The following is a 24,002-nucleotide window of genomic DNA, read 5'->3' on the forward strand; positions in this document are numbered from 1 at the left end:
TTGCTCTTTGCATATTTCATGGAGCAAGTGAGATTTATATTCGGTAAGGAGGTCTAAGTAACGACATAAAAGCCATGTGAATAGCTGCAAATCAGCCTGTATAATGATCTATTTAGCATCAAAGTTAGCTGGCTTACAGCACAAATGCTGGGAAGTCAATAAGGAAGGGATATTAAAATGAACGGAACTATACGCAAGGGATTACTCGTTTTAGCAATTGGTGCTATTATTTGGTTCTTGCCCGCTCCGGCAGGTTTAAGTGTAAAAGCCTGGCACTTATTTGCTATTTTTATTACTACGATTTTAGGTTATATTCTCCAGCCTCTGCCAATTGGGGCAATTGCTTTGATTGCAGTTACTTTTTCGGCTTTGTCGGGAACGCTTAAAGTAAATGATGCCCTAATGGGTTATGGTAATGGGACTATGTGGCTGATTGTTTCAGCATTTTTATTTGCCCGAGGCTTTATAAAAAGCGGCTTGGGTAAAAGAATAGCCTTTGTTGTTATAAAGCTTATTGGTAAGTCTTCTTTGACGTTAGGTTACGCAATTACCCTTAGCGATCTTATTATATCTCCCGCAACTCCATCTAGTGCAGCTCGGGCAGGCGGAATTATTTTTCCGATCATCAAAAGTTTGTCTTCAGCACTGGGATCTGAACCTGGTGCTACAGCACGTAAATTCGGCGCATACATCATGCTAGTGGAATATCACGCCAATGCAATTACCTGTGCTATGTTTATGACTGCTATGGCAGGAAACCCATTAGCAGTAGAGCTGGCTTCTAAAACAATCGGTATTCAGCTTACTTGGGCAAACTGGGCTGTCGCAGCCGTTGTTCCTGGTCTTATTTCACTGCTGCTAATCCCCTACTTGCTTTACAAACTTTGCGCGCCAGAATTAAAACAGATGCCTGATGCGAAAGATTTAGCGATAAACGAACTAAAAGCAATGGGTCCTATGACAAAAATAGAAAAAGTCGTGGCCTTCGTATTTATCGGCGCCATGCTACTGTGGGCCACAGCAGAAATTACCAAGCTTGATGCAACCGTTGTAGCCATGTGTGCCGTATCTGTACTCGTTATTTTTCAAGTTCTCCGCTGGGATGATATCCTTTCGGAAAAGGGAGCTTGGGATACCTTATTTTGGATGGGTTCGCTGGTCGCTTTGGCAACAGAACTTGCAAAATCCGGTTTTATCGCCTGGATTGCCAAAACCGCAGGCGCCGCAATTGCAACAGCTAACTTCCCCTGGCTTACAGCCTTTATTATTTTGATTGTCATTTATGTATATTCTCATTATGGTTTTGCTAGTGTTACCGCCCATATTAGCGCTATGTATGCAGCTTTTCTTGCCATCTCCGTTGGCGTAGGTGTACCGCCTTTACTCGCCGCATTGGGATTTGCCTTCTTATCTAATGTTATGATTCCTTTGACCCACTACAGTGGCGCCGCCGGACCAATTCTTTTTGGCGCTGGCTACGTAACACAAGCTGAATGGTGGCGGCTTGGTTTTATTCTCACCACAGTAAATGTATTAATCTGGCTTGTCATTGGCGGTGCATGGTGGAAATTCTTAGGTCTATGGTAGTAAAACATAAATAATACGGAAAATCATAGGAGGCTTATAAATGAAAGAAATCCAAGTTGCAGATATTACAAAGCTGGTGTGCCAAATGATTAAAACATCGGGCACAGAGCTTCCACTTGATGTTTGCCAGGCAATTGAAAAATATCGAGAAACAGAGCCATCAGCAGTAGCAAAAAATATTTTGGGATTGTTAAGAGAAAATGCCGAAATTGCCCACAATGAAAAAATACCGCTCTGTCAAGATTGCGGTCTTGCCTTCTTTTTTCTAGAAGTGGGCCAAGATGTTCATTTTGTTGGCGGTAGCTTAGAAGACGCGATTAACCAAGGCGTTGCCCAAGGATATACAGAAGGCTTTTTACGTAAATCCGTTGTTGCAGAGCCATTATTTACTCGAGTAAATACAAAAAACAATACCCCTGCCATTATTTACACAAATTTTGTTCCTGGTGAACAAGTAAAAATCAAGTTAGCAACTAAAGGATTTGGTGCCGAAAATAAAAGCGTCGTCAAAATGCTTGTTCCTGCCGATGGAATTGAAGGAGTCAAAAAGGTAGTTTTAGATACGGTAAAAGAAGCAGGTTCTGCCGGATGTCCGCCCTTTTTAGTTGGAGTTGGTATTGGCGGTTCTCTTGAATATTCCGCTTTATGTGCAAAAAAAGCTGCAATCCGCAGTATTGAAAGTCGAAATCCTGATCCACAGTATGCCGCACTTGAAGATGAATTATTAACGCTTGTTAATAAAACCGGAGTAGGTCCACAGGGGCTAGGCGGAAAAACTACAGCTTTAAAAGTAAATATTGAATGGGCGCCTACCCATATTGGCTCAATGCCAGTAGCAGTGAATCTAAATTGCCATGCAATAAGACATGTTGAAATGATATTATAGGAGGTAGTACACTGTGAGCCAAAGTATTCAAGTCTCGATTCCTTTAAGTGAAGTAGTTGCTCGTTCTCTTAAGGCCGGCGATGAGGTATTAATTTCCGGTAAAATATTTGTTGCCCGGGACGCTGCCCATAAGCGCATGATGGAAGCAAACAAGGCCGGAGAACCCTTACCAGTAGATTTTACTGAAGGAGTTATTTATTATATGGGACCGAGTCCGGCTTTGCCAGGCCATGCCATAGGAGCGGCCGGACCAACCACTTCCAGTCGTATGGATAAATACACTCCTATAATAATAAAACAGGGTCTTAAAGGCATGATTGGCAAAGGTCAACGTTCTAAGGAAGTTATAAATGCAATGAAAGAACATGGATGCGTTTACTTTGCAGCAATTGGCGGCGCTGGCGCTCTAAACTCTAAACGTATAAAAAGTTATAGTATTATTGACTATGCTGATTTAGGGCCTGAGGCACTTGCAGTGATTGAAGTTGAGAACTTTCCCGTAACGGTTGTGATCGACTGTAATGGCGGCAATCAATATACGGCGGGCCAAGCAGAATACGCTGAATTGTAAGCGAAGTGCTCTGGGTATTTATAAGTCATATAATAGGTTACTTATCATTCTTTAGTAATTCAATTATAGATTCTATCGGAATGACACAAAGTATTTAAAACGGCGAAATTCCTAATTCGCCGTTTTTTCTTTGTCAAATATATAAAAATCCCTCACCATTAGAAACTAAAACATAATCAAAATTCTATTTTAAACCGCTACCCTATTTTTCATCGTGTTTATCCATTTTTCCGCAATAAGGTGCAAATAAGGTATAAACGCAAAAAAACAGACCTTACGGAAATTCCGTAAAGTCTTAAATCTACTCTGGAGCGGGTGAAGGGAATCGAACCCTCGTAACTAGCTGAACTAAACCAGAAGCAACGTACAAAAAATAAAACTCCCCGAGGTAGAATAACTTGAAATTACGCAAACTGGCATCGTTTTTTATACGGTGTCAGTTTTATTTTTAATTGAATACGTTCAAAGATATTAAACAGAGTGTTTCAAATTACGTTTTATCTCAAAGAAAAATGAAATAAATATAGGGCTTAGACAAGTCGCTAAGCCCTATATTCTGCGGCAAAAAACAATGGTTAAATTAGCCATCTTACATTTGAAATTTACTATCTTCTGACGAACAAAATACTAGTTGAAAATCATATGGCAAGGATTTCATGTGATTACATACTTCCTGATAGAACACTTATATATTGTCCTGCTCATTAAAAGCAATCACAACAATTGAAATAAGTTGATGTCTGGCTGCTCCTATTTAAGATGCTCTTCATAACCCAAAACAGCTTTTTAAGTACAATTTGGGGAGTATCCCTCATTTTGTGCAAACGCCAATTGGTATAAAAAGAGCATATGCTTTTATAGGGGCAAAACAGTCATCTGGACTGGTTGCCCCTTGTTTGCATTATACGAAAAAGTTCCTCACTGTCAAGTCATTCAAGTCTGTCAGCAAAAAATATTTCTAATTGGGAATGAATTTGCCCCCAGTCTCTACGGCGGCCTGTCCATTTTTTCATAATATCTATCATTGCTAAATACAGTATTTTTAGCAAGCTGTCATCCGTGGGGAAAACTGATTTAGACTTCGTAACCTTACGAAACTAACGATTAAAGTTTTCTATTGCATTTGTGGTATAAATTAGCGTTCTTACTTCTTGTGGATATTTAAAATAAGTAGATAAATGAACCCAATTCGCTCGCCAGGACAGCGCAATTTGGGGGTATTTACCACTCCATTTTTCATCAAATGCATCAAGTTGATATAGTGCAGTTTGTTCATCAATAGCAGCATAAACCAGCTTTAGATCACCCATTAACAATTTAATATCTTTATACGAAACATATTTCGTTGAGTTACGAATCTGATTTCAGTTGTATCAATTTATTGAAAAATGTTTTATAAGCCCAAAAACTTGCCAAAAAAGCAGTAACAGACACTGCTCCGGTTAACATAAACGCGACAATAATTTGATATTTAATAGCGTTCACCGGTGCTACTCCCGCTAAAATAAGGCCGGTCATCATACCTGGCAACTGCACAATTCCTAGAGTTTTCATCGAATCAACCGTTGGTAACATAGCAGTTCGAACCGTATCCCTGATAATAGTCAGCGAAGCCTGTTTCGCAGTAGCCCCCAAACACAATTTAATTTCTATCTCGTCTCTTTGTTTTTCGAATCTTTCCCTCAAACTGTTAAAAACTAGACCAGTTGCAACCATAGAATTCCCTACAATCATTCCGCTAATTGGAATTACTTCACTAGGCTGATACGTAACAACCCCAAACAAAAGCAAACTTCCCAATGTAACAACTAGACCGATAAACAAAGAAATATAAGCAATCCTTACAGCATGATGAATACCGCGCCCGCGCTTCGCTGCAACAGTCGCGGCATTATAAATCATAATCAGTAAGAGAATTGTTGTAACTCCATAATTATTCAAATGGAAGATATAAGTTAACGCAAATCCGATTAAAGTGAGTTGTAAAACTGCCCGAATACTACCAACAATAATTTCTTTTTCCAAGCCAATTTTATTTTTATAAGATAGCCCTAGAGTCAGGATAATCAAACTGAAAGTCATGGCTAGAGAAGTATCACTCATGCGGGCACCTTCTTCCTAAAAAATAATCACTTTTGCTTCCAAAAAAGTGGAGATGGCCATTTTTTATAAACAATATTTTTTGTGCCAACCGTTCTGCTTGTTGCAAACTGTGCGAAATAAACAAAATTGTCATCTGACGCTGTTCATGCTGTTTTCGGATGAGTTGTTCAATAGCAAGCGTATTTTCCTCATCAAGCGAAGAAGTCACCTCATCTAAAAGTAAAACTTTAGGCTTAATCAAAAGCGAACGAATCAATGCTATACGTTGCTGCTCTCCGCCAGAAAGGTCATGATTTTTCTTCAGTTTAATGCTCTCTGGCAAATTAGCCTCTCGTAAATACTGATCGATTTCTTCCTCATCTGGCTTTTGTTTGGCCAGTTGATAAGGATATATCAAGTTATCCATAACAGAATTGCCAAAAAGGTATGGCTTTTGAAAAACATATCCGATTTCCCGACGAAGCATTGTTGGCTGATAAGATAAAATATCTTGCTCCCGATAAAAAATTTTGCCTAACGTAGGACTTTGCAATAAATTAATCATACGAAACAGAGATGTTTTACCTGAGCCTGAGTTTCCCATTACGACGACTATGTCACCACAGTTTACCTGAAAAGACAGAGAGTCTATGATGCGTTTTCCTGCAAATTCTAACCCGATAGCAACAATTTTAAGCAACGAATCCATACGCTTCACCTCCATCAATAAAATTCTTTCTACTTTGAAAAATCCCTCGCATCCCTTTTAATAGATTTAGTGGTGAAGAAGAATTCTTCTCCACCACTAAAAAGCCAGGATTATACTTTCATGTCAACCTTTGTGCCAAGGTTTGGTTGTGCATTTGCCTGCAAAGACTTTGATTTGACAGCGTCATCAGCACCTGTTCCATTATCGTAATCACCGTCATTATCTTTGACTCTCGTCATACTGGCGGTCGTGCTTAATGCTTGATGAAGCGGCGCATACTGCCCGCCTGTTGAAACAGCTCCTATATTCATTCTACTCTCCCCCCTCTTTTTTTGTATTTATTTTAATAGCCTTGTGAAATCGCTTTCATCAAGACTAGAATAAACCCACACCGCTTAAATTCTTCTTATTCATGTTTCTATACTACTTGTTCATTAACAAATTCCCTCACTTATCGGATGAAAACGGTTCCTAATGCGCCGGATGAAAATAAATGGTTGCCTTTGGCAGGGCTGCAATATAGGTCCATTCATCAGCCTGAAAGTATTGACTAAACTGTCCATAATTACGTTCATCCAGAATAAGATAGATATTTTTATCACGCGGCAGCTCTTCGAAAGCAATGAAAGGCATCACATTTTTACTGCTCCAGCTCATGGCCTTTGGCGCAACTTGCTCTAATTCCGCCTTGTGGACAAGATTATAAACTGGTCTATTCCCATAAAAAACAGCTGATGCTTTATAGTCACCGTAGCTTACAATCATGTCGCCAGACTGTATCTGCTCGTTCAAAATGGCAGCAATCGCTTTGCCTGAATAACTGTTATTACAAAAAGGAATGGCCACAAACCAAGTGATTATCACATAAAAGCCAATACTTCCCCAAGCGATGCCTTTAACAAGTCTTGTATGAGTATAAAGAAGACGGGCTGTCAAAACGGCAATTGGCAATAACGCTGGCAGCGTATAAGTTGTATATTTTGTCGCCATAGATTGATAAAATCCATTGATCAGAACTGCCCATAACAGCAAAAAGAGAGTCGTCTGATCAAGAGCAGGCCATCGTCTACTACGCCAGTATTTTATAAATGCCATGGGCAGGCTAAAACACCACGGAAAAAAACCTATAAAGAAAATAGCTGTATAGTAATACCACACATTAAAGCCCGGATGCTCTGACACAGTAGCTCGTAATACATTATGAACACCTAAAAATGTATCAAGAAAAATCGGTCCATGTAGCTGATACATCGCATAGTACCAACTCACACCAGTTATAAGAAAAATGGCAGTACCAGCCAATAATTTCATCTGTTTGATTTCGCCAAAATCCCGACGGCAAATAAGAAATACCGTCACAATGAGTCCAGGGAGTAAAATACCGATAGGCCCTTTCGTAAGAACAGCAAGGCCGGCAAATAGATAGCAAAGATAGTAATACTTTTTATTAACCCCTCTATAAGCCAGATAAAAGCAGACAAGTACAGCATTAAAAAAAAGAAATAATGTCATATCGGTAATGACTGTTTTAGAAATTAGCCAATATTCAAAAGAAGTTCCTAGGATAATTGCAGCAAACAATCCTGTTTTTGCATTATAAATAGTCCGGGCAAAACCATATGTCATCCCCATACCAAGAATACCAAAAACAGCAGGAAAAAATCGCGCCGCAAACTCGTTAACACCAAATAATTGAAATGCAGCGATCAATTCCCAGTAAAAGAAAACCGGTTTATCATACCAGTAGTTTCCATATATCCGTGGTGACAGGTAATCACCAGACCGAAGCATTTCTGATGCTGTCAATGTATAATTTGATTCGACGGGATCGGTAATGGCAATCAGAGAATTACCAAAGAAAAACAATACTAAGCCTAAAACAAAAAGAAGCAACAAATGTTTTCTTGTCGTTGTCATACTTAACTCCTCAAATCGGAACGGACTTTTTTATTGCTCTTCTGTCGTATATACCATAAAAATAAAATCGTCAAAATTCCGCCAACAAAAGCAATAGCAGTCTTATGTCCAATAATAACCAATACGTTCCAACTTTCTCCTAATAAAATTCCAGCCCATAAAAGCAGTGCAGTCCAGGGAAGTGATCCTAGAAAGGTATAGCATAGAAATTTCTGACTATTAACCTTTCCAGATCTAGAAAAAAAGTATTAAATAATTCCATGAGCTCCTCCTTTTACATTATTGCTTCACAGTTCGACTACCGTAAAATGGCGCGATGGCACCACTCCTGATTTTTCGCCAGATAAAAGGAACATAACGTCCCATGTAATAAGCGGCCCATCCTGCCAGAAACCCAAACACAACGCCAGCCAAAACATCACTAGGATAATGCACAAATAAATACAACCGGGAAAAACCAATCGCAGCGGCCAAAGCTATCGCCGCTAGCCCCGCGCGCCTATTTCTAAAAAAGATAGCGGTGGCAGCAGAAAACGATCCGAATGTATGGCCTGAAGGAAACGAATAATCTGTCGGTAATGGAGTTGCAATAGCCAGCGATACCCAGGGATACTCGATACAAGGCCGCAACCGTTCCACTATATGCTTTAAGATACCATTTCCGACAATCAAGCTAATTGCAAGAGCAATAAACACGGCGATGCCAGTTGAACGATATTTTTTCATGGCCACTAAGGCTAAGCCAATGGCAATCCAGATGGCTCCTACATCCCCTAAATTTGTAATAAATACCATATATGGGGTTATTCCCGGCATAACCAAATGCGCTTGTATCCAAAACAATATACTTTGATCTGTCATGCTAAACCATTCCATCTTAATTCTTCCTCTCAGTTTGATGAACTCAGTATAGATGGCAAATCTAAACAAAAGCTAAACAGAATAAAAACATTTCTAAAACTTTTCCAATAAAGAAAGCAAGCTGTTTGACCTGATTCTTGTCAGATCAAACAGCTTGTTCCTAAGCAATTACAATATATGATCACTAGCATCTATGAAAGCGATATCCGGCTCCCCAAACCGTTTCAATGTAGATCGGTTTTGTCGAATCAGGTTCAATTTTTTCACGGATGCGGTTAATATGAACCATCACTGTAGCCGTATCGCCCACAGCCTCCATTCCCCAAACTCGATCAAAGAGTGTTTCTTTACTAAATACGATTCCGGCATTTTCTGCTAAAAATACCAGCAATTCAAATTCTCGATTTTTTAAAACTACGTCTTCGCCATGAAGTACTACACGGCGTGCTTTAGGATAAATCTCTAACTCGCCAAAACGCAGACTTGTCCCGCCAACATCTCCGCCGCCAGTCAATCGTTCATATCTCGTAATATGCGCCTTAACCCGCGCCACCAGTTCACTGGGGCTAAAAGGCTTTACAACATAATCATCAGCACCAAGTCCCAAGCCCCTTATTTTATCAATATCTTCCCGTCGCGCCGACACCATTAGAATCGGTGTATTTTTTTTAGTCCGAATCTGGCGACAAACGTCAAATCCATCGACTTGCGGCAACATAAGATCCAGTATAATGAGATCATAATCTTCGAGCAACGCTCTTTCCAATCCGGTTTTTCCATTATCAGTGATTTCCACATAAAATCCATTGGCTTCCAGATAATCTCGTTCTAACTCCGCAATACTCACATCATCTTCAATGATTAATATTTTTTTCAACGTTCCATCCCCCCTTGTATCGGCAGTGAAATACCTATAGCCAGACCGCCAATCCTACTCTTTTCCGCCCAAACAGCGCCTCCCATTGTCAAAATAATTTTCTTTACAATACTAAGTCCCATGCCGCTTCCCTTGCTTACGTTCGTCCGCGCTCGGTCAGTTCGGAAAAAGCTTTCAAATAAATTAGGAATATCTTCATCAGAAACGCCGCAGCCATCATCGCTAAATAAGAGAATCGCTTCATTAGAATTATTTGCTTTTAGCGCAACAATCAATTGCCCAACCTCATTTTGCTTATATTTTATAGTGTTTTCTACTATATTTTCAATGACCCGCTGAAATTGGATGCGATCAATTGCTACTACGGCACAAAGACCGTCTGTTTCAAAATTAACATTCACGCCGCGTTTTGCCAAACGCTCTCTATTTTCTTCTATATAATCAGCGAAATAGTCTTGTAGCTGAACTGATTCTAAACAAAAATTTTCCTGTCCAAGATCTAATTTAGAAAACAAAAATAAACGTTCAACCAAAGATTCCATCGTGCAGGTTGTTTGGTAAATGCGGCTCAGGTAACGTTCTCGTTTTTCTTGTGTATTAGCAATTCCATCTAAAAGACCGCTGGTATAGCCTTTGATTGTTGTCAAAGGCGTAGAAAGATCGTGCGAAATGCCAACGATAAGCTCTTTGCGATTTTGCTCATAACGTTCCTGTATCTGTCTGGCCTCTTTCAATTGTACTCTCATTGCATCAAATTCCCGGCAGGCAATACCAAGTTCATCTTTTGCATCAACAGAAATCGCATAGTCCAAGTTGCCTTGACTGATTGCTCCGGCAGCGCGCCGTAATTCTTGTAAAGGTTTTACAATTTTCCGTGATAACCGTCGTGAAAGAAAAACCCCCGTGACAATAATAATTGCTATCGTTATGGCACTGACAAGCAACGCCATAATTTCCAATACATTTTTAGCAGTCGCCTCTGACAAGCTCCCCCGCACCAATAATGGAACATCGCCTCTGGCTATTACTACTAGATTACTTCGCACCGATCTATAGCGAAAAGCAAACCCCTCTTCGTCCCAAAGTAAAGCCGATCCATTACCTCTGTAACGTTCTTGTATTTTTTCGATCAAATATGGCAATTCTGTCCCTTTTGTTATATAAAATACTTGGCTGTCATCGGTAACAGCAACTTGTATTCCTTGTTCCTCCAAAGCTTCACAGGCTTCGAGAATTTCATGAAACTTTGGCCCGTTTTTCCGGTCCAACTCTGCCCGCAAAGAACTAACAGCCAACTGAATCGATAAGGAAGGTCCTGTATCAGGCCACAACAAAGCAATTTCACTGCGCCGAGCATTGCCAGACATTCTCAAACCAATTACAATACTAGTGACAATTACCAGGATTAATACGACTGGAATCAAAACCATCATAAAATTAAATAACATAATCTTTTTTCGGACAGATATATTTCGCATTTTCACAGTATGAATCATCTCCTTGCGATTCTTGAGCCGATTTTCTCCTGGATACACTCTCATCACTAAGTATACGGTAAAAATGTAAACAAATCCTAAACTAAAAATATTTTATCGCCCTACGGTGGCTTCTTTTATTTGCTTCATAATAAAATAAAGTTGAACAGTTAAAAAAAATCCATCTTACCATTTTTCTCAAATGGTAAGATGGGAGTTATCACACAACCATAATCAAATTTGTAATCTTTGACGATAGTATTTGTCTCTTTACATACATAAAGCCCCCCCAAACGGCCCCAACGCATACATGAGCATTTTTTAAACTGCTAAACAATGACATTGCTCATTCGGCTCGGAAAAACCAACATTTTACTTTCCTTGCATTTTCTTGAATTTAGAAAGTTCTTCAATATCTTTGTAAATCAAGCATTTCAGAGGCTATATCCTACTTAACTCGTTCTGAATTTTCCCCATCATTTGCTATAGAAACACTTTGTTTTTCATCATTTTTTCAAAACCAAGCAGTGCTAACCAGTTTTTTGTTTTTTCTTCATAATCCCATTCCTCAGTATCCAATGTGAACTATCTTCAATTTGAATAAAACAATTTAATTCCTGCAGCTATCGCATTAGCAATTTTATGCTGGTATTCCGGCTCTTGCAATAACTGATACTCTCTTGGATTTGTAATAAACCCAACTTCAATTAAAGCAGCAGGCACCTTATTGCGTCGTAATACGAAAAAGTCACCTGACCTAGCCTGATTACAAATTGGAGTCACTGTTTTTAGTTGTTTTTGAATTGCTATAGCGAGTTCTTTCCCTTTTCCAGATTTCCCCCAATAATAGCATTCAATTCCGTGCTTTTCCGGATTCTTATTGCTATTTGCATGAATACTTACAAAGAGGTCTGCCTGCGATTCTTGAATCGCTTCTAACCTAGCGTAAAGATCTCGATGATACCGACCTCTTACCCTAGTATTATCGCATAAGTCGCTCAATTCGCGATCTATATCTCGTGTCATAATAACCTTATAATTATATTTTTGTAAAAGATCTCTAACTTGAAGGGCAATCGCAAGATTAATATTCTTTTCTTCTATACCAGGTCGATTAGCTCCCGGATCAATACCACCATGCCCGGGATCTATCACAATGATCTTTCTTAATTCTCCCTGATCCGCACCTAAATTTAAATTAGGCACAGCTAAAAATCCCCATATAATGACCGGGATTAAGATAATTTTACTAATAAGCCCCATATTCGTAAAAACCTCCAGTGCAATTATATGCACTGGTTAAAAAATAAAGACATCTGAATAGTAAAGCAAAATAAGTCGCTTTCCTAGACGACTATCTTTCTGTGCCTTCCCACCACAAAAGAAAAGATATGCAAAAAGCCAACCACATGGACCCTATAGCATAGCCCGCTATAACATCAGTAGGGTAGTGAACACCTAAGTAAACACGGCTTATTCCAACAACTACCACCATTGCCATTGTAAGAACAACGACGACTATTTTTTTGTGCCAATTGGTGCTAGAACGCATAAGTAAAAAAGCGACCATACCATAAAAGCACAGAGTTGCAAGCGCATGGCCGCTAGGAAAACTATATCCTATTTCGGGAACTACCCAGAATGCCTCTGGTCTTGCACGATGAAATAAATTCTTCAATAAAGAACTTAATACTGCTCCTCCGGCTAAACAAATAGCCATACTCATAAGTTCTTTCCAGCGCTTGCTATAAATAAGAACCAGCAATGCAAGTCCTACAAGTACAATATAACTAGTACCAAACCCCAGGTCAGATAGGCCTATCATCACTTTATCCATATAGGGATTGGAAAAATATCTGATAAGCCAAATAAAACTATCATCAAATAATACAAGAGTATGGCGAAATAGAGTATTCCATGCAATTTCACTAAACAAAGCTAACATTAAGCCGCTAATCAATAAGCCGATAGTTACATAAATAAACGGCCAACGCTTTTCTACATAGAACAATTGCCTCTCTATATTCGAATACCATGAAGTTTTTCTTAAGAGTAGATAAATAAACCAAAGAAAGAGTGGTAAAACAATAAGGATGAAGGCTCCCAAGCCTAGTAAAATTGCTACCAAAAATGGAACAAGAGGATGTCCTTGCGGTGCTATAATCCATGGAATCCGTTCAACTATTGCTCCATCTTCTATCTGCACATCGCCGCCTAATATTATAATCTGCCCATCAACGATTGCTCCATTTTTGATTGCTAAGTTACCATCAATAACGATGACACACTTTCTGACTTGGCCAAAAATAGTGCCCTCGCCTCCGGCCACCATGAAATCATTGACGATTTGATCTGATGACAAAATAGAGCTAGTGTGTGCAAAAAAACTAGGGATTTCTTTGTTTGCAGCTAATACATGATTAAAAGAAAAGAGTGATATTACGATCCCGTAAATTATCACATGAATAAATGGCCTATAATATTTCACACGGTACCTCCCAAGTTAGAATTAGTATACTTTGCATAACGAAATTCAATTCTGCCTGGTTGACGGAAATCATCTTTATTAGATTTTGCGGCAATTAATTGCTACTATATGAAGAAATCAATTCCAACCTAAAATACTAATTCCAACCTATAAACTACTTTAAAAACCATCCATAGAAAAATTAATATTATTCCCAACATGCCACCGCCCATGCTCATTGTTTCAATTCCCAACTTATCTTCAAGGTCATAATTGGTTATTATACAATAGGCACGAAGAGATAGAAATTGAGCTACTAATAAAATGCCCATACTTGCTAAGACCTTCTCAATGGTATTAAACAAATCTTATCCCTTCCCTATCTTATCCTTTTGTGCAAAAATACAACTGAACTATGTATATAGTTTCCTTAAGTTAGGATAATAACTCTTTAAAGACTAATTACAATAAAAACATAACTTGGGCAAAATTACCTTACGCGAGTTTATGCTAAAAATTTTTGTATATTTTTTTAATAACTTTGCTTATATATAGATTTTGTGTCAAATCTACACACCGCGAATATAGGAATAAAAGAGCAGCTATTGAGGCCTCCCCCTCAATAGCTGCTCTTTTGGATCGGCTACACTTCTTCAATATTCGAAGATGAGGCAATTCCTGATGATCAAATATTAATTAAACAATTTATAGAAGAATTTACTATTGACACCTATGATCTAAGCAAAGCAAATATTGAAAATCATCTCGATAAAAATACCACGGTTCGCACCATAGATTTTTATGCTACCTACATAGAATGGCTAAAATCTCAAACACTCCCCTATCCTTAACACCGCAAAAATTAAATGCCCTATTAAGAAATATTTATGGAGATCGCAAAGATAAAACCGAATTAGAAAAACGAGTTTATAAACACAATAATAGAGGCGCAATATGTATTATGGGATTAGAACTAAATAAAGAAAAACTTAAAGAATACTTTACTTCCTGCAAAAATTCTAAAAAAGATACATTTGGCCAATACTTATTGGATTTATTGTCACCATATCTTTAATAGTTACTTAAAAAGAAAAAGGCGTTGTGGAACAATCCCACAACGCCCTGACTATTTTTAGATTCACTTATTGATCATTTTTATAATATATAATTTAAAATTCACCCAATATCAAACTACTTGTCAAATCAGTTTTTCCTCATATTTTCATTTATTGTTATTGGTTTTCAGTTATTTTTTCGCAATAAGGTGTAAATAAGGTGTTATAGCAAAAAAACAGGCCTCACGGAAAGTACCGTGAGGCCTTGATTTTACTATGGAGCGGGTGAAGGGAATCGAACCCTCGTAACTAGCTTGGAAGGCTAGCGCTCTACCATTGAGCTACACCCGCATACTGTTTTTATATGGTCGGAGCGGCAGGATTCGAACCTGCGACCCCCTGGTCCCAAGCCAGGTACTCTACCAAACTGAGCCACGCCCCGATCAACGACTTACTTAGTATACCAGAGATATTTTTATTTGTCAACTTCTTTTTTCCAAGATCGTATTTTGTACTTTCTCGCTTAGCAGAAGTTTTCTTTCAAGTTATCCCCGACAAGATAAAATTATAGCATAGGACCATAGTTATGTCAATACGTATCCTATGCTATAATTACTAAAATTTTAAAATTTAAAATTGATTACCGTTTTACCCGTTTTGCTGTATTTTCCCGAATCACTTCAGGATCTACTGTAATGCGGGCAACGCCAGTATCCATAGCTGCTTTGGCTACAGCAGCTGCTACAGCAGGAGCTACACGAGGATCAAAAGCATCAGGAAGCACATAGTCTTCGCGAAGTTCTTCATCCGTTACCAAGCCAGCAATAGCATAAGCTGCGGCAATTTTCATTTCTTCATTGATCTGACGAGCGCGAACATCTAAAGCGCCGCGGAATACGCCAGGGAATACAGTAACATTATTAACCTGGTTCGGCGCATCGCTGCGGCCTGTTCCAGCTACAGCCGCGCCAGCTGCTTTCGCATCGGCATAGCTGATTTCTGGCACAGGATTCGCCATAGCCAACACAATCGAACCGGAATTCATCGTTGAAACAATTTCTTTTGTAAATACATTTGGTGCTGAAACACCCAAAAGCACGTCGGCACCTTTAGCAATGTCAGCCAAGAAGCCTTTGATTTTATTTTTATTTGACCGTTTTGCTAAATCTTGTTGAATGCGGTTTAAGCCTTCCATACCATCATACAAAGCGCCATCGCGATCAATGACAAAAAGGTTTTCTGCCCCAGCATTAACAATAAGACGAGCAATAGCGGAACCAGCAGCACCAGCGCCATTTACAATGATCTTCGCTGTTTTAATATCTTTCTTTACAAAACGCAACGCACCGATCAAAGCCGAAAGAGCGGCAATTGCCGTACCATGCTGATCATCATGAAATACAGGAATATCCATGATTTTCTTTAGCTCATCTTCTACATCATAGCATTTTGGCGAAGAAATATCTTCTAAATTGATGCCGGCAAAATTAGGCTGCAATAAGCGAACTGTTTCAATAATCTTTGCAGGGTCTTTGGTGTCAATACAGATTGGCACCGCATCCACATCCGCAAAAGTTTTAAATAAAACGGACTTTCCTTCCATAACCGGAAGCGCCGCTTCTGGCCCAATGTCGCCAAGGCCCAGTACGCGAGTTCCATCAGAAACAACAGCAACCATGTTACCACGGCAAGTATATTCAAAAGACAAATCTTTATTTTCCTTAATGCGTCGGCAAGGTTCAGCAACGCCCGGCGTATAAGCAATGCTTAACTCATGACGGTTTGTTACAGGCACCTTACTGGCAACAGCTAGTTTACCTTGGTATTTTTTATGCATTTCTACTGATTCTTCATTTAAATCCACAACACTTCCCCCTCATGAATGAGTTAGCAGCCCCATACTTTCTAAATAACTGCTTCTATGTATATTGTATAGAAAAGTGGGACAATATTCAACCCATTCTGACTAATGTCGCGTGGAAAAGGTGCGAATTTTTTCAATAATCACTTTTGCCTGATCAGACTGTAAATATTCATATGTAGTTTCCGGCACAATGGCAGCGATTTCGGCTATTTTTCCTTGCCGAATTAGTTCGCGAACTTTCGAAGCGCTAATCGCCTCATCATCCTGAGCTAAACGGCGGACTACTTTTACTTCGATGCCATGCTGGGGCAAAACAACCGCTAAAGCACTATTATATGCTCTAGTTACTTCACAATAAGGCTCTTCGCCTACATAACGCACCGTTGCTTGCAGCGTTGGAGCAATATGCACAGCAAAAAGTTTAGCATCCAGCTGGGTTTGCGCCGTCACAGCATCATTCCCTTTCACAAAGTAATCAGGGAAAGTAGCCCGCGATACCGTATAGGGACCACTTGGCACAACGCGAACATTCGCTAGATGTTTCACCCCTGCCTTGACAAGTTCATAGCGAACGGCAAACGGAAACGCAGACTGGTCTTCACTGACGACAAGCACGACTACCGAATCACACTCTCTCGCTGCCTGTTCGATAATTGCCTGATGGCCTTTCGTAAAGGGATTGCAATTCATCACCAGAACAGCCCGCCGCCCTGGGGGCAGATCGGCAGTCTGCGCCGCAAGATCTTGCTTATAGTTCGCAATCGACGGAAGGCCCGTTTCCAGCAGCGCCGCTTTTTCGACTTCGCAGAGCAAAGCAAAACCAAGCTGCGTAAAAAGTTGGACAATTTTCGGTTTTGTAAATAAAAATGTGTGAAAATGACCACGCCTTGCCGCTTCGCTCAGTAAATGAGTCACTACTTTACCAGTAAGATTTTCACCTTGGTAATTTTCATCTACCGCAAAATTACGAAGCACAGGACCGCTAAGCGATCCTGTGGCTATCAAAGTATCGTTATCCATGATGGCAACGGTATAATCAACTTGACCATCAAAAGATAACTCGAAAGGAGCAAGAAAATCTCTGATTTCCGCAACTTCCTTCTGATTATTTAGATTTACAACTCTCTCCGTAAAGGAATTCCACATATCATTACCTCACAACTTTGCGAACCACATCAATGATCGTTCCGTCGCGATACTCAACAAGAGCAACAACAGGACCGTCATGGGGGATCGCTTTCGGTTTTCCTGCTATTTTCTCCGCTTTTGCTTTTAATTCCTCTATGGATTTTACGGGAAGCTTCCGTTTTAAGAGAGCTTCTGTTAGTTCCGGACGCTTAGGATTCACTGCAATTCCCCGTTCGGTAACAAGTATATCAATCGTTTCACCTGGCGTAGTCGCTGTAAGCACTTCATCAACAATGATCGGTAACCGACCGCGAATTAAATTTGCTACAACAATCGTTACTTTAGCGCCAGCCGCTGCGTCGCTATGTCCGCCAGAACCGCCCATAATTACGCCGTCAGAACCAGTTACAACATTAACATGGAACTTCGTATCAATTTCGGTAGCGCCTAAAATCACTACATCAAGCTGATTTACAGCACAACCTTTATTAAAGGGGCTGGCATAGCCGCCCGCGCTGATTTCGAGATGATTGGGATTCGTCGCAATGGAATGAACCGCTTCCAGATCAAATCCCTGTACGTCAATGATCTTTTCAAACAAGCCTTCTTCCAGCATATTAACCATGAAACCAGTAATGCCGCCTAAAGCAAAACTGCCTTTTACCTGGCGTTCCTGCATCATTTTTTTCACAAAAGCCGCTGTAGCCAGCGAAGCGCCGCCAGCGCCTGTCTGGAAGGAAAACCCGTTTTTAATAAAGCCAAGAGCATCAATGACTTTTGCGGCAGATTCCGCAATTTTTAAAGCAACAGGATCTTTTGTCACTTTCGTCGTACCTGATACAATCCCCTTAGGATCGCCAATCGAATCGACTTTGACGACATAATCTACTCTCGTCTGAGGAATCGAAACAGGAGCAAGCGGATACGCTTCAATATGATCTGTCACCGCAACAACAACATCGCCGTATTCAGCATCAGGCATAGCATAACCAAGCGAACCACAAGCAGCCTGCCCAGCCACGCCATTTAGATTCCCGTAAGGATCTGCTGCTGGAGCAGCCACAAAAGCCACATCAATATGAAGCTGGTCGCACTCAATGGCTCTGGCTCTACCGCCATGAGTACGGAGCATAACTGGTTCGGTGAAAAGACCTTCCGAAACAGCCTGCGCTACAGGGCCAGACATATAATTGGTATCTAACTTGGCGACAACGCCTTGTTTTACATAGTCAACGAGCGGCGCATGAACCGGAAAAACCGAACTTAACGCAATGGTTAAATTCTTCAAGCCAAGCTTGGCAGCTACGGCTAGCACCTGATTGACAACACCGTCGCCATTACGCAAATGGTGATGGAATCCTAATGTCATTCCGTCGCGGACAGGAATCGCTTTAAAAACGGCTTCCAAACTGTCAAATAGTTTGTCTTCGCCAGGGTGAATCGTTTTTACCGGCGGTGCAGCGCGACGCATTGTCGGCGGTGTCTCAAAGGCTCCTTGAAAGGGCTGTAAAGTACGTCCAGCCAACTCTGTTGGTACTTCTCTGCCAATACTATTTTTCATAGCGCATCTTCCCCCTTGAGTCCTAACCGTTCTGCCAGAAAACGAATCGTCTGCGCCCGACTCACAACAGGAGCATCAACCATTTTCCCGTTCAAAGACGCCACACCGGCTCCTTCCGATTCGGCTTTTTCAATAGCGGCAATCACTTGATCAGCCCAGATAATATCTTGAGGCGATGGATTGAAGACGGAATGAATCGAATCGATTTGCCGCGGATTAATGCTCAATTTCCCTTTGAAGCCAAGACGTTTTGCTAGCATCGTATCAGCGATTAAGCCTGCTTCATCAGCCGCATCAGTAAAGGGTGTATCAATCGATTGGATTCCGGCGGCAGCTGCCGAATTGATGACTTGCGTCCGAGCTGAGAAAATTTCATTGCCTTCTTTCGTCCGCTTCGCTCCGAGCGCTGCCGTGTAATCTTCCGCCCCTAAGGCAAGAGCCACAATCCGCTCATGGGCTTTCGCAATTGAATAGGCTTCGGCAATTCCTTTCGGCGTTTCTAACAGAGCAATAATCTTGACCTCTCCCGGCGTTTTTTCTGCCGTTTCAATCAGGCGTACTGCCGCTAAAATATCATCAGGACTTTCTACCTTGGGTAGTAGCAATGCCGAAGGACGGCAAGCAACAATGGCCGGAATATCTGTTTTCCCAAAAGTGTCCAGGGGATTTACCCTGACAATGGTCTCGCTTTGTTCATAATCTACTGTTTTTAAGGCCTGAGATACAAGAAACCGAGCAGCATCCTTTTGGTTAGGCGCTACAGAATCTTCTAAGTCTAAAATGACACCGTCGGCACCAAATACACCGCCGTTTTGCAACATTCCCGGATTATTCCCCGGCAAAAAAAGCAAACTTCTCCGAAGCGAAATCATGCCATCGCCTCCTTTATGGTCACACCGGCTCTGGCTAAAACTGCCAGCATTCTAGCCCGGATCGTACAATCTAACGCACCGCGATCATGGGCTTGCACCAAAATATCGGTTACATTCTGCTCCTGCGCTACAGCCAGAAGAACCGCTTTAATCTGATCGCCAAATTGCAGTAGAACAGCACTTGTCAACTCAATCTGGATGCCGCTGCCGGCAGCCGCTGGCGATAAAGTAATTTGAATATCATTTGATTCCAAGGTCCCCGCCTGGGCAGGTTGAAGCTTTTGCATCGAGTCTGCCTCCTCTTTTCCATTGTGACGGGTGCCGCTATACTTATCGAACCGAGTAGCTCAAAGCGGCAAAGCCGTCTAAATCATCAGCTTTAGGGCCGACAATTCCAATAATCAAATAACTCTTGGTCTTAGGATCATAAGTATAATGGTGAACAAGCCGGAAATTTTCAATGTCTTCCGTATTTTTCACATGAGTCCGTGGCCCGGAACAATCCCATAAATCTTTCCCAATTCGGATATGAGCCTCATCGTGATAACAAACTTTGACCCCGTCATCAATGAGGTCCTTTACTTTTTTCTCCACTTCTGCCAAATCGGCTTCGATGTTTAAAGGATACTCAAGAACAAAGCCATGATGCACATCACGATGACTAAAATCTAAAATGGCATTATAGTCGTTGCGCAAAATCATAGCTGTCAAATCTTCCGCCGTATGAGCCATTTTCCGATACCGCAGTGTATGAGTAACAACTTCCAGCACCTCTTGCGGCAAGGGGCCGAAAACCGTTGGTCTTACCGCAATGACCTCGCCACCTACGCCAAAGAGCACGTCAGCGTTGACTTCTAGGGCTGGATATAGAAGATCAAAATGTTCCACAATAACCCGCTTGCCATGAGATAGAGCCTTTTGCACGGCTTCCGCCAAAACATGAAGCTGCGTAAACGCCATTTCGAAACGGATATCAACATGATAGGTATGACTGTTAAAAAAGCCTTTATCAATATTCTTGAGTAGTGGCAAAGGTCGAATATTAACGCCATCATCATCGTTTGTCAGTTCAAGTCCCGGAAACATGCCTTTGACGAGAGAAGATTTGCCTGCTCCCGGGCCGCCGATAATGCCGATAAGGCGATCTAAGGGAGATAAATATCTTTCGCTAAGCTGTTGTCCCAGGTCATAAATCCGATTGCGGCCCCGCGGCGCAAAATAACTGGCATACATCAAATGATCGCCAAGCATCATACTTCTCATGAATGAATCCTCCTGAAACTTTTGTTTATTTGTTTTTACGAGCCTTGCGAACAGCCAGGATACGCTGCATTTCATTATAGACAATCATGAGACCTTCATCGACGCCCATACCTGGTTTAGCCAGCATCTGTGCTGGTTGGGTCGCCATAGCCACATGCACGCAGACTTGCGCGCTACGATCTGTTTCGTTGCAAGTACCGCCTTGATAGGCGCCAACGCCTTTTTCCTTGCAATATAAGACAGCTTCAATAATGTTATTGATACCGCCAAGATCCGGTGTCTTAATCTGCAGCATATCGCCAGCTTTCCGGTCAGCAAAATCTTTGATGTCTTCGTAAGTATTGCACCATTCATCGGCAACTACTTCTACCTGGATATTTTCTTTATGAAGTTTTGCCGTAAGCTCGGTAAGAGCTTTCATCTGGCCTTCCCGTTCTTCTACATCCATTGGACCTTCGATGCGAAGTTTTAACGGCGCAGCGGCCTGTTCAAGACTACGGAAATATTCGACCATAGCGTCAATATTCCCTTTAAAAGCAAGACCAATGGTACCATAAACATCAATATGCAGCGTAGGCAGATAGGCTTCATCAGTGCGCAGTTTTAAGACGCGGTTTTTTAACCAAGTTACATAATCAAGAAGGAGTTCACCTTTTTCACCAAGTTTTTCTTTGACATTATTAATAAGCGCATGCGGCAATACCTGCGCACCTTTAATGATCATTTTATCGGCATTATCATAACGGTCATCGCCAGACTGCGTAAAAATAGGAATTTCGCGATCGCTGACTGTAGTGTTGTATTCGTCGGCAATGACTTCGCACATCAATTGATGTTTTGCTTTAGCGACTGCGTCCAAAATGGCCTGAGTTACGCCATAACGCAGCGCTGTGTGAATCCGTTTGCCTGTATTGGCATCAGCTAAACTATCAATTTCTTCGGCAAGCGCTTTAAAAGAGGACAACTCGCGGCCTAAAAGGCGTGGCCGAATTTGCTGTTCAATGACTGGAATAAAATCGTCAGCTAAAAAAACGGGATCCCGTCCGCCAGCACCGCTATATTGCACAGCGGCGCAATCGCCGTAAGCCACCTGACCATCTTCTAATAAAATCGTAACAGATACAGCTTCCCCGGCTTGACGAATCGCCTTAAACCCTGGCGTAATCGGCGTACCTGCATAGGTAAAGCCTTCATGTACAGCATTATTTTTAATCGCTCTCTGGTCATCAAAATAAAAACCTGTTAAACTACGGGAACAAATCACATCAACAATTTTCATAACTCCATCTCCTGACTTTTTATCGTAGATTTATGAACGGAAACTAGGCAGAGCCCGGCAAGGCCGGGCTAGAAAGTTTCTGTGTACTTAGCGTGGTCTGCCGACAAGACGACCATTGGAAATTGCATAAATATCATCGATTACCATTTGGAAACTTGCTGCGCGATCTTCTTCTTGCGCTCTTTCTTCAATTTTATCGCGATGGAAGGCAATGAGGTCGTCCGTAAAGGGCAGATTGCCTACATCAAAGAGACGAACAGCGCCGTTATTATCACGAGCCGGTAAAATCTTATTTAAATTGTAGCGGCTAGGTGCGAAAGGAACGTCAAGAACGCCTGTTTCAAAGGCCCGTACAACGCCCACAGCATAGTCACCATTGCCGAGTTCTTGCACTTTATTTAAAATGCAGTGAGTTTCTGCTTTAATAACAGCGATTTCTGCCGCCACTTCCGCGGTAACCGGGAATACCTGATCACGCAGCATATTAACGACCTGTTTCGTCGCTCTAAGGCCTTGCGCGTTGGCTTCTTTCGTCGGAATACCCAGAGCTTCATGGGGAGTCTTGACAATAACCTTCGTAGCCCCTGACAATACAGCCGCAGCAGCTCCCCAGGAAATAACCCCAAAGGCTTTGGCTTCATCCTGCGGGAAACCGCCCATCCACTGATGGAAAACGCTAGTAAGCACGCAATCATTATAGCCATGTTTCGCAAAATACTCTGCAGCCAATTCTTCCAAGGCCCGAATCGCCGCAATATCTTGAATTAAGTTACCGCACTGACCGTAGCCAAGCGTAATATTTTTTACACCTTGTTCTGCTGCTAAGAGGCCCTCAATAATTGCTACAGCATGAGAAACACAAGGCGGTACAAGCGTTCCTGTTAAAGGTCCGAAGGGCTCGCGGTTAATTTCTACTCCAGCTTCGGCGTAGAGACCTACTAAACGGTCAGCATACTGCCAGTCTAAAATCGTCTGTTCCAATGAAACGCTTTTAGCGTAAGGAATATTATAAGAAATACCGCCGCCTTCGTAAGAAGTAAAGCCGCCTGCTAAAGAGATTTCCGTAAGCAATCTAGCGTCAGGCGTACCATGCCGAACCTGTAGCGGTCCGTTGACACTTTCAATTAAACGACGAACTCCATGAACGCCATGATTTACTGCCGGAAAACCATTTAATAGCGAACGTCCGGCCCGTTTACTTTCTTCAATCCCGTTTTGCGCTTCTTTATATTGATTTTGCCGCGTATAGCTATCAATCGTTGTCGGTAAAAGATCAGCTAAACCTTCTTCTTTTAAGAAATTTAAGAGCTGAATGTGTTCATCAATTAAGGCAACGCCAGCGCGCGGCTGAGTTAAAGTTTCTTTATCGCGTTTGGCTTTTACTAGCCGTTTCGCAAAATGTTTTTTGGCGGGAATCGTTTCATGGTATTTCACAGCCTCATCAAAATCGACCTCACTACCTGTAGGCCATTGTTTCAACACCTCTTCACGCATTGCAAAAAATTCATCGCGGGACCATTTCTTATTTTTTAGTTCCACTTTGCTTCC

General features: G+C 41.3%; 23 protein-coding genes and 2 tRNA genes. 4 read left to right on the plus strand and 21 right to left on the minus strand.

Annotation, left to right across the window (positions count from 1 at the left end):
* The first annotated feature begins 177 nt into the window (after positions 1-177).
* Genes AC0MXB_RS11440 through AC0MXB_RS11450 form a run of 3 tightly spaced genes read left to right on the plus strand, consistent with a single transcriptional unit; the run spans position 178 to position 3,044 of the window.
* Complete coding sequence (locus AC0MXB_RS11440) at positions 178-1,587, plus strand: anion permease (protein WP_474039819.1); 1,410 nt, start codon at positions 178-180, stop codon at positions 1,585-1,587.
* 40 nt (positions 1,588-1,627) lie between these two features.
* Entirely contained in the window at positions 1,628-2,473 is an 846-nt protein-coding gene (locus AC0MXB_RS11445) for a fumarate hydratase (protein ID WP_474039820.1), read from the plus strand.
* 13 nt (positions 2,474-2,486) lie between these two features.
* Entirely contained in the window at positions 2,487-3,044 is a 558-nt protein-coding gene (locus AC0MXB_RS11450) for a Fe-S-containing hydro-lyase (RefSeq protein ID WP_474039821.1), read from the plus strand.
* 1,097 nt (positions 3,045-4,141) lie between these two features.
* Here the strand turns inward: AC0MXB_RS11450 and AC0MXB_RS11455 are convergent.
* The 11 genes from AC0MXB_RS11455 to AC0MXB_RS11505 form a co-directional block, all read right to left on the minus strand.
* Positions 4,142-4,354, minus strand: a complete 213-nt coding sequence (locus AC0MXB_RS11455; protein ID WP_474039822.1) for a transposase — start codon at positions 4,352-4,354, stop codon at positions 4,142-4,144.
* Positions 4,355-4,394: 40 nt separating this feature from the next.
* Positions 4,395-5,147 carry an ABC transporter permease gene (locus AC0MXB_RS11460; RefSeq protein ID WP_474039823.1) on the minus strand — a complete coding sequence of 251 codons (753 nt, stop codon included), beginning with the start codon at positions 5,145-5,147 and terminating at the stop codon, positions 4,395-4,397.
* On the minus strand, positions 5,140-5,835 hold the full coding sequence (locus AC0MXB_RS11465; protein WP_474039824.1) for an ABC transporter ATP-binding protein: 696 nt from the start codon (positions 5,833-5,835) through the stop codon (positions 5,140-5,142). Before AC0MXB_RS11465 ends, AC0MXB_RS11460 begins: the two co-directional genes overlap by 8 nt.
* A gap of 110 nt (positions 5,836-5,945) precedes the next feature.
* Positions 5,946-6,146 carry a hypothetical protein gene (locus AC0MXB_RS11470; protein WP_474039825.1) on the minus strand — a complete coding sequence of 67 codons (201 nt, stop codon included), beginning with the start codon at positions 6,144-6,146 and terminating at the stop codon, positions 5,946-5,948.
* A gap of 160 nt (positions 6,147-6,306) precedes the next feature.
* Complete coding sequence (locus tag AC0MXB_RS11475; RefSeq protein ID WP_474039826.1) at positions 6,307-7,752, minus strand: ArnT family glycosyltransferase; 1,446 nt, start codon at positions 7,750-7,752, stop codon at positions 6,307-6,309.
* A 279-nt stretch (positions 7,753-8,031) separates the two neighbouring features.
* Entirely contained in the window at positions 8,032-8,628 is a 597-nt protein-coding gene (locus AC0MXB_RS11480) for a phosphatase PAP2 family protein (RefSeq protein ID WP_474039827.1), read from the minus strand.
* 169 nt (positions 8,629-8,797) lie between these two features.
* Positions 8,798-9,490 carry a response regulator transcription factor gene (locus tag AC0MXB_RS11485; protein ID WP_474039828.1) on the minus strand — a complete coding sequence of 231 codons (693 nt, stop codon included), beginning with the start codon at positions 9,488-9,490 and terminating at the stop codon, positions 8,798-8,800.
* Positions 9,487-10,968: a sensor histidine kinase gene (locus tag AC0MXB_RS11490; RefSeq protein ID WP_474040065.1), complete on the minus strand. Its 1,482-nt coding sequence runs from the start codon at positions 10,966-10,968 to the stop codon at positions 9,487-9,489. Before AC0MXB_RS11490 ends, AC0MXB_RS11485 begins: the two co-directional genes overlap by 4 nt.
* A gap of 588 nt (positions 10,969-11,556) precedes the next feature.
* The gene (locus tag AC0MXB_RS11495; protein ID WP_474039829.1) at positions 11,557-12,228 is read right to left on the minus strand and encodes an N-acetylmuramoyl-L-alanine amidase family protein; all 672 of its coding nucleotides are present in this window, start codon (positions 12,226-12,228) and stop codon (positions 11,557-11,559) included.
* Between the two features lie 91 nt (positions 12,229-12,319).
* Positions 12,320-13,453 (minus strand): phosphatase PAP2 family protein, encoded by a 1,134-nt coding sequence (locus AC0MXB_RS11500; RefSeq protein WP_474039830.1) that lies wholly within the window; start codon positions 13,451-13,453, stop codon positions 12,320-12,322.
* Positions 13,454-13,581: 128 nt separating this feature from the next.
* On the minus strand, positions 13,582-13,797 hold the full coding sequence (locus AC0MXB_RS11505) for a hypothetical protein (RefSeq protein WP_474039831.1): 216 nt from the start codon (positions 13,795-13,797) through the stop codon (positions 13,582-13,584).
* A gap of 452 nt (positions 13,798-14,249) precedes the next feature.
* Between AC0MXB_RS11505 and AC0MXB_RS11510 the strand changes: the two genes are divergently transcribed.
* The gene (locus AC0MXB_RS11510; RefSeq protein ID WP_474039832.1) at positions 14,250-14,507 is read left to right on the plus strand and encodes a hypothetical protein; all 258 of its coding nucleotides are present in this window, start codon (positions 14,250-14,252) and stop codon (positions 14,505-14,507) included.
* A gap of 257 nt (positions 14,508-14,764) precedes the next feature.
* Here the strand turns inward: AC0MXB_RS11510 and AC0MXB_RS11515 are convergent.
* The 10 genes from AC0MXB_RS11515 to AC0MXB_RS11560 form a co-directional block, all read right to left on the minus strand.
* Positions 14,765-14,838 (minus strand) — tRNA-Gly (locus tag AC0MXB_RS11515).
* Between the two features lie 14 nt (positions 14,839-14,852).
* Positions 14,853-14,929 (minus strand) — tRNA-Pro (locus tag AC0MXB_RS11520).
* Positions 14,930-15,127: 198 nt separating this feature from the next.
* The gene (locus AC0MXB_RS11525; RefSeq protein ID WP_474039833.1) at positions 15,128-16,351 is read right to left on the minus strand and encodes an NAD(P)-dependent malic enzyme; all 1,224 of its coding nucleotides are present in this window, start codon (positions 16,349-16,351) and stop codon (positions 15,128-15,130) included.
* A 102-nt stretch (positions 16,352-16,453) separates the two neighbouring features.
* The gene (gene citC / locus AC0MXB_RS11530; RefSeq protein WP_474039834.1) at positions 16,454-17,497 is read right to left on the minus strand and encodes a [citrate (pro-3S)-lyase] ligase; all 1,044 of its coding nucleotides are present in this window, start codon (positions 17,495-17,497) and stop codon (positions 16,454-16,456) included.
* 4 nt (positions 17,498-17,501) lie between these two features.
* Entirely contained in the window at positions 17,502-19,040 is a 1,539-nt protein-coding gene (gene citF / locus AC0MXB_RS11535) for a citrate lyase subunit alpha (protein ID WP_474039835.1), read from the minus strand.
* Entirely contained in the window at positions 19,037-19,909 is an 873-nt protein-coding gene (locus AC0MXB_RS11540) for an HpcH/HpaI aldolase/citrate lyase family protein (protein ID WP_474040066.1), read from the minus strand. Before AC0MXB_RS11540 ends, citF begins: the two co-directional genes overlap by 4 nt.
* Positions 19,909-20,199 (minus strand): citrate lyase acyl carrier protein, encoded by a 291-nt coding sequence (gene citD / locus AC0MXB_RS11545; protein ID WP_474039836.1) that lies wholly within the window; start codon positions 20,197-20,199, stop codon positions 19,909-19,911. The genes AC0MXB_RS11540 and citD overlap by 1 nt, the downstream gene beginning before the upstream one ends.
* Positions 20,200-20,242: 43 nt before the next feature.
* Positions 20,243-21,175 carry an alanyl-tRNA editing protein gene (locus AC0MXB_RS11550; protein WP_474039837.1) on the minus strand — a complete coding sequence of 311 codons (933 nt, stop codon included), beginning with the start codon at positions 21,173-21,175 and terminating at the stop codon, positions 20,243-20,245.
* A gap of 25 nt (positions 21,176-21,200) precedes the next feature.
* Positions 21,201-22,454 carry a methylaspartate ammonia-lyase gene (locus AC0MXB_RS11555; RefSeq protein ID WP_474039838.1) on the minus strand — a complete coding sequence of 418 codons (1,254 nt, stop codon included), beginning with the start codon at positions 22,452-22,454 and terminating at the stop codon, positions 21,201-21,203.
* Positions 22,455-22,541: 87 nt separating this feature from the next.
* Complete coding sequence (locus tag AC0MXB_RS11560) at positions 22,542-23,993, minus strand: methylaspartate mutase subunit E (RefSeq protein WP_474039839.1); 1,452 nt, start codon at positions 23,991-23,993, stop codon at positions 22,542-22,544.
* Positions 23,994-24,002 lie beyond the last annotated feature (9 nt).

The sequence above is a fragment of the Pelorhabdus sp. sgz311001 genome (genome assembly GCF_055901755.1).

What these genes read in the sequence shown, in the direction of transcription:
- AC0MXB_RS11455 (WP_474039822.1), bottom strand. Translation starts at nt 4,354, where the DNA reads ATGGGTGATCTAAAGCTGGTTTATGCTGCTATTGATGAACAAACTGCA.
- AC0MXB_RS11440 (WP_474039819.1), top strand. Translation starts at nt 178, where the DNA reads ATGAACGGAACTATACGCAAGGGATTACTCGTTTTAGCAATTGGTGCT.
- AC0MXB_RS11445 (WP_474039820.1), top strand. Translation starts at nt 1,628, where the DNA reads ATGAAAGAAATCCAAGTTGCAGATATTACAAAGCTGGTGTGCCAAATG.
- AC0MXB_RS11465 (WP_474039824.1), bottom strand. Translation starts at nt 5,835, where the DNA reads ATGGATTCGTTGCTTAAAATTGTTGCTATCGGGTTAGAATTTGCAGGA.
- AC0MXB_RS11495 (WP_474039829.1), bottom strand. Translation starts at nt 12,228, where the DNA reads ATGGGGCTTATTAGTAAAATTATCTTAATCCCGGTCATTATATGGGGA.
- citC (WP_474039834.1), bottom strand. Translation starts at nt 17,497, where the DNA reads ATGTGGAATTCCTTTACGGAGAGAGTTGTAAATCTAAATAATCAGAAG.
- AC0MXB_RS11475 (WP_474039826.1), bottom strand. Translation starts at nt 7,752, where the DNA reads ATGACAACGACAAGAAAACATTTGTTGCTTCTTTTTGTTTTAGGCTTA.
- AC0MXB_RS11510 (WP_474039832.1), top strand. Translation starts at nt 14,250, where the DNA reads ATGGCTAAAATCTCAAACACTCCCCTATCCTTAACACCGCAAAAATTA.
- AC0MXB_RS11470 (WP_474039825.1), bottom strand. Translation starts at nt 6,146, where the DNA reads ATGAATATAGGAGCTGTTTCAACAGGCGGGCAGTATGCGCCGCTTCAT.
- citD (WP_474039836.1), bottom strand. Translation starts at nt 20,199, where the DNA reads ATGCAAAAGCTTCAACCTGCCCAGGCGGGGACCTTGGAATCAAATGAT.
- AC0MXB_RS11550 (WP_474039837.1), bottom strand. Translation starts at nt 21,175, where the DNA reads ATGAGAAGTATGATGCTTGGCGATCATTTGATGTATGCCAGTTATTTT.
- AC0MXB_RS11460 (WP_474039823.1), bottom strand. Translation starts at nt 5,147, where the DNA reads ATGAGTGATACTTCTCTAGCCATGACTTTCAGTTTGATTATCCTGACT.
- AC0MXB_RS11480 (WP_474039827.1), bottom strand. Translation starts at nt 8,628, where the DNA reads ATGGAATGGTTTAGCATGACAGATCAAAGTATATTGTTTTGGATACAA.
- citF (WP_474039835.1), bottom strand. Translation starts at nt 19,040, where the DNA reads ATGAAAAATAGTATTGGCAGAGAAGTACCAACAGAGTTGGCTGGACGT.
- AC0MXB_RS11555 (WP_474039838.1), bottom strand. Translation starts at nt 22,454, where the DNA reads ATGAAAATTGTTGATGTGATTTGTTCCCGTAGTTTAACAGGTTTTTAT.
- AC0MXB_RS11490 (WP_474040065.1), bottom strand. Translation starts at nt 10,968, where the DNA reads ATGCGAAATATATCTGTCCGAAAAAAGATTATGTTATTTAATTTTATG.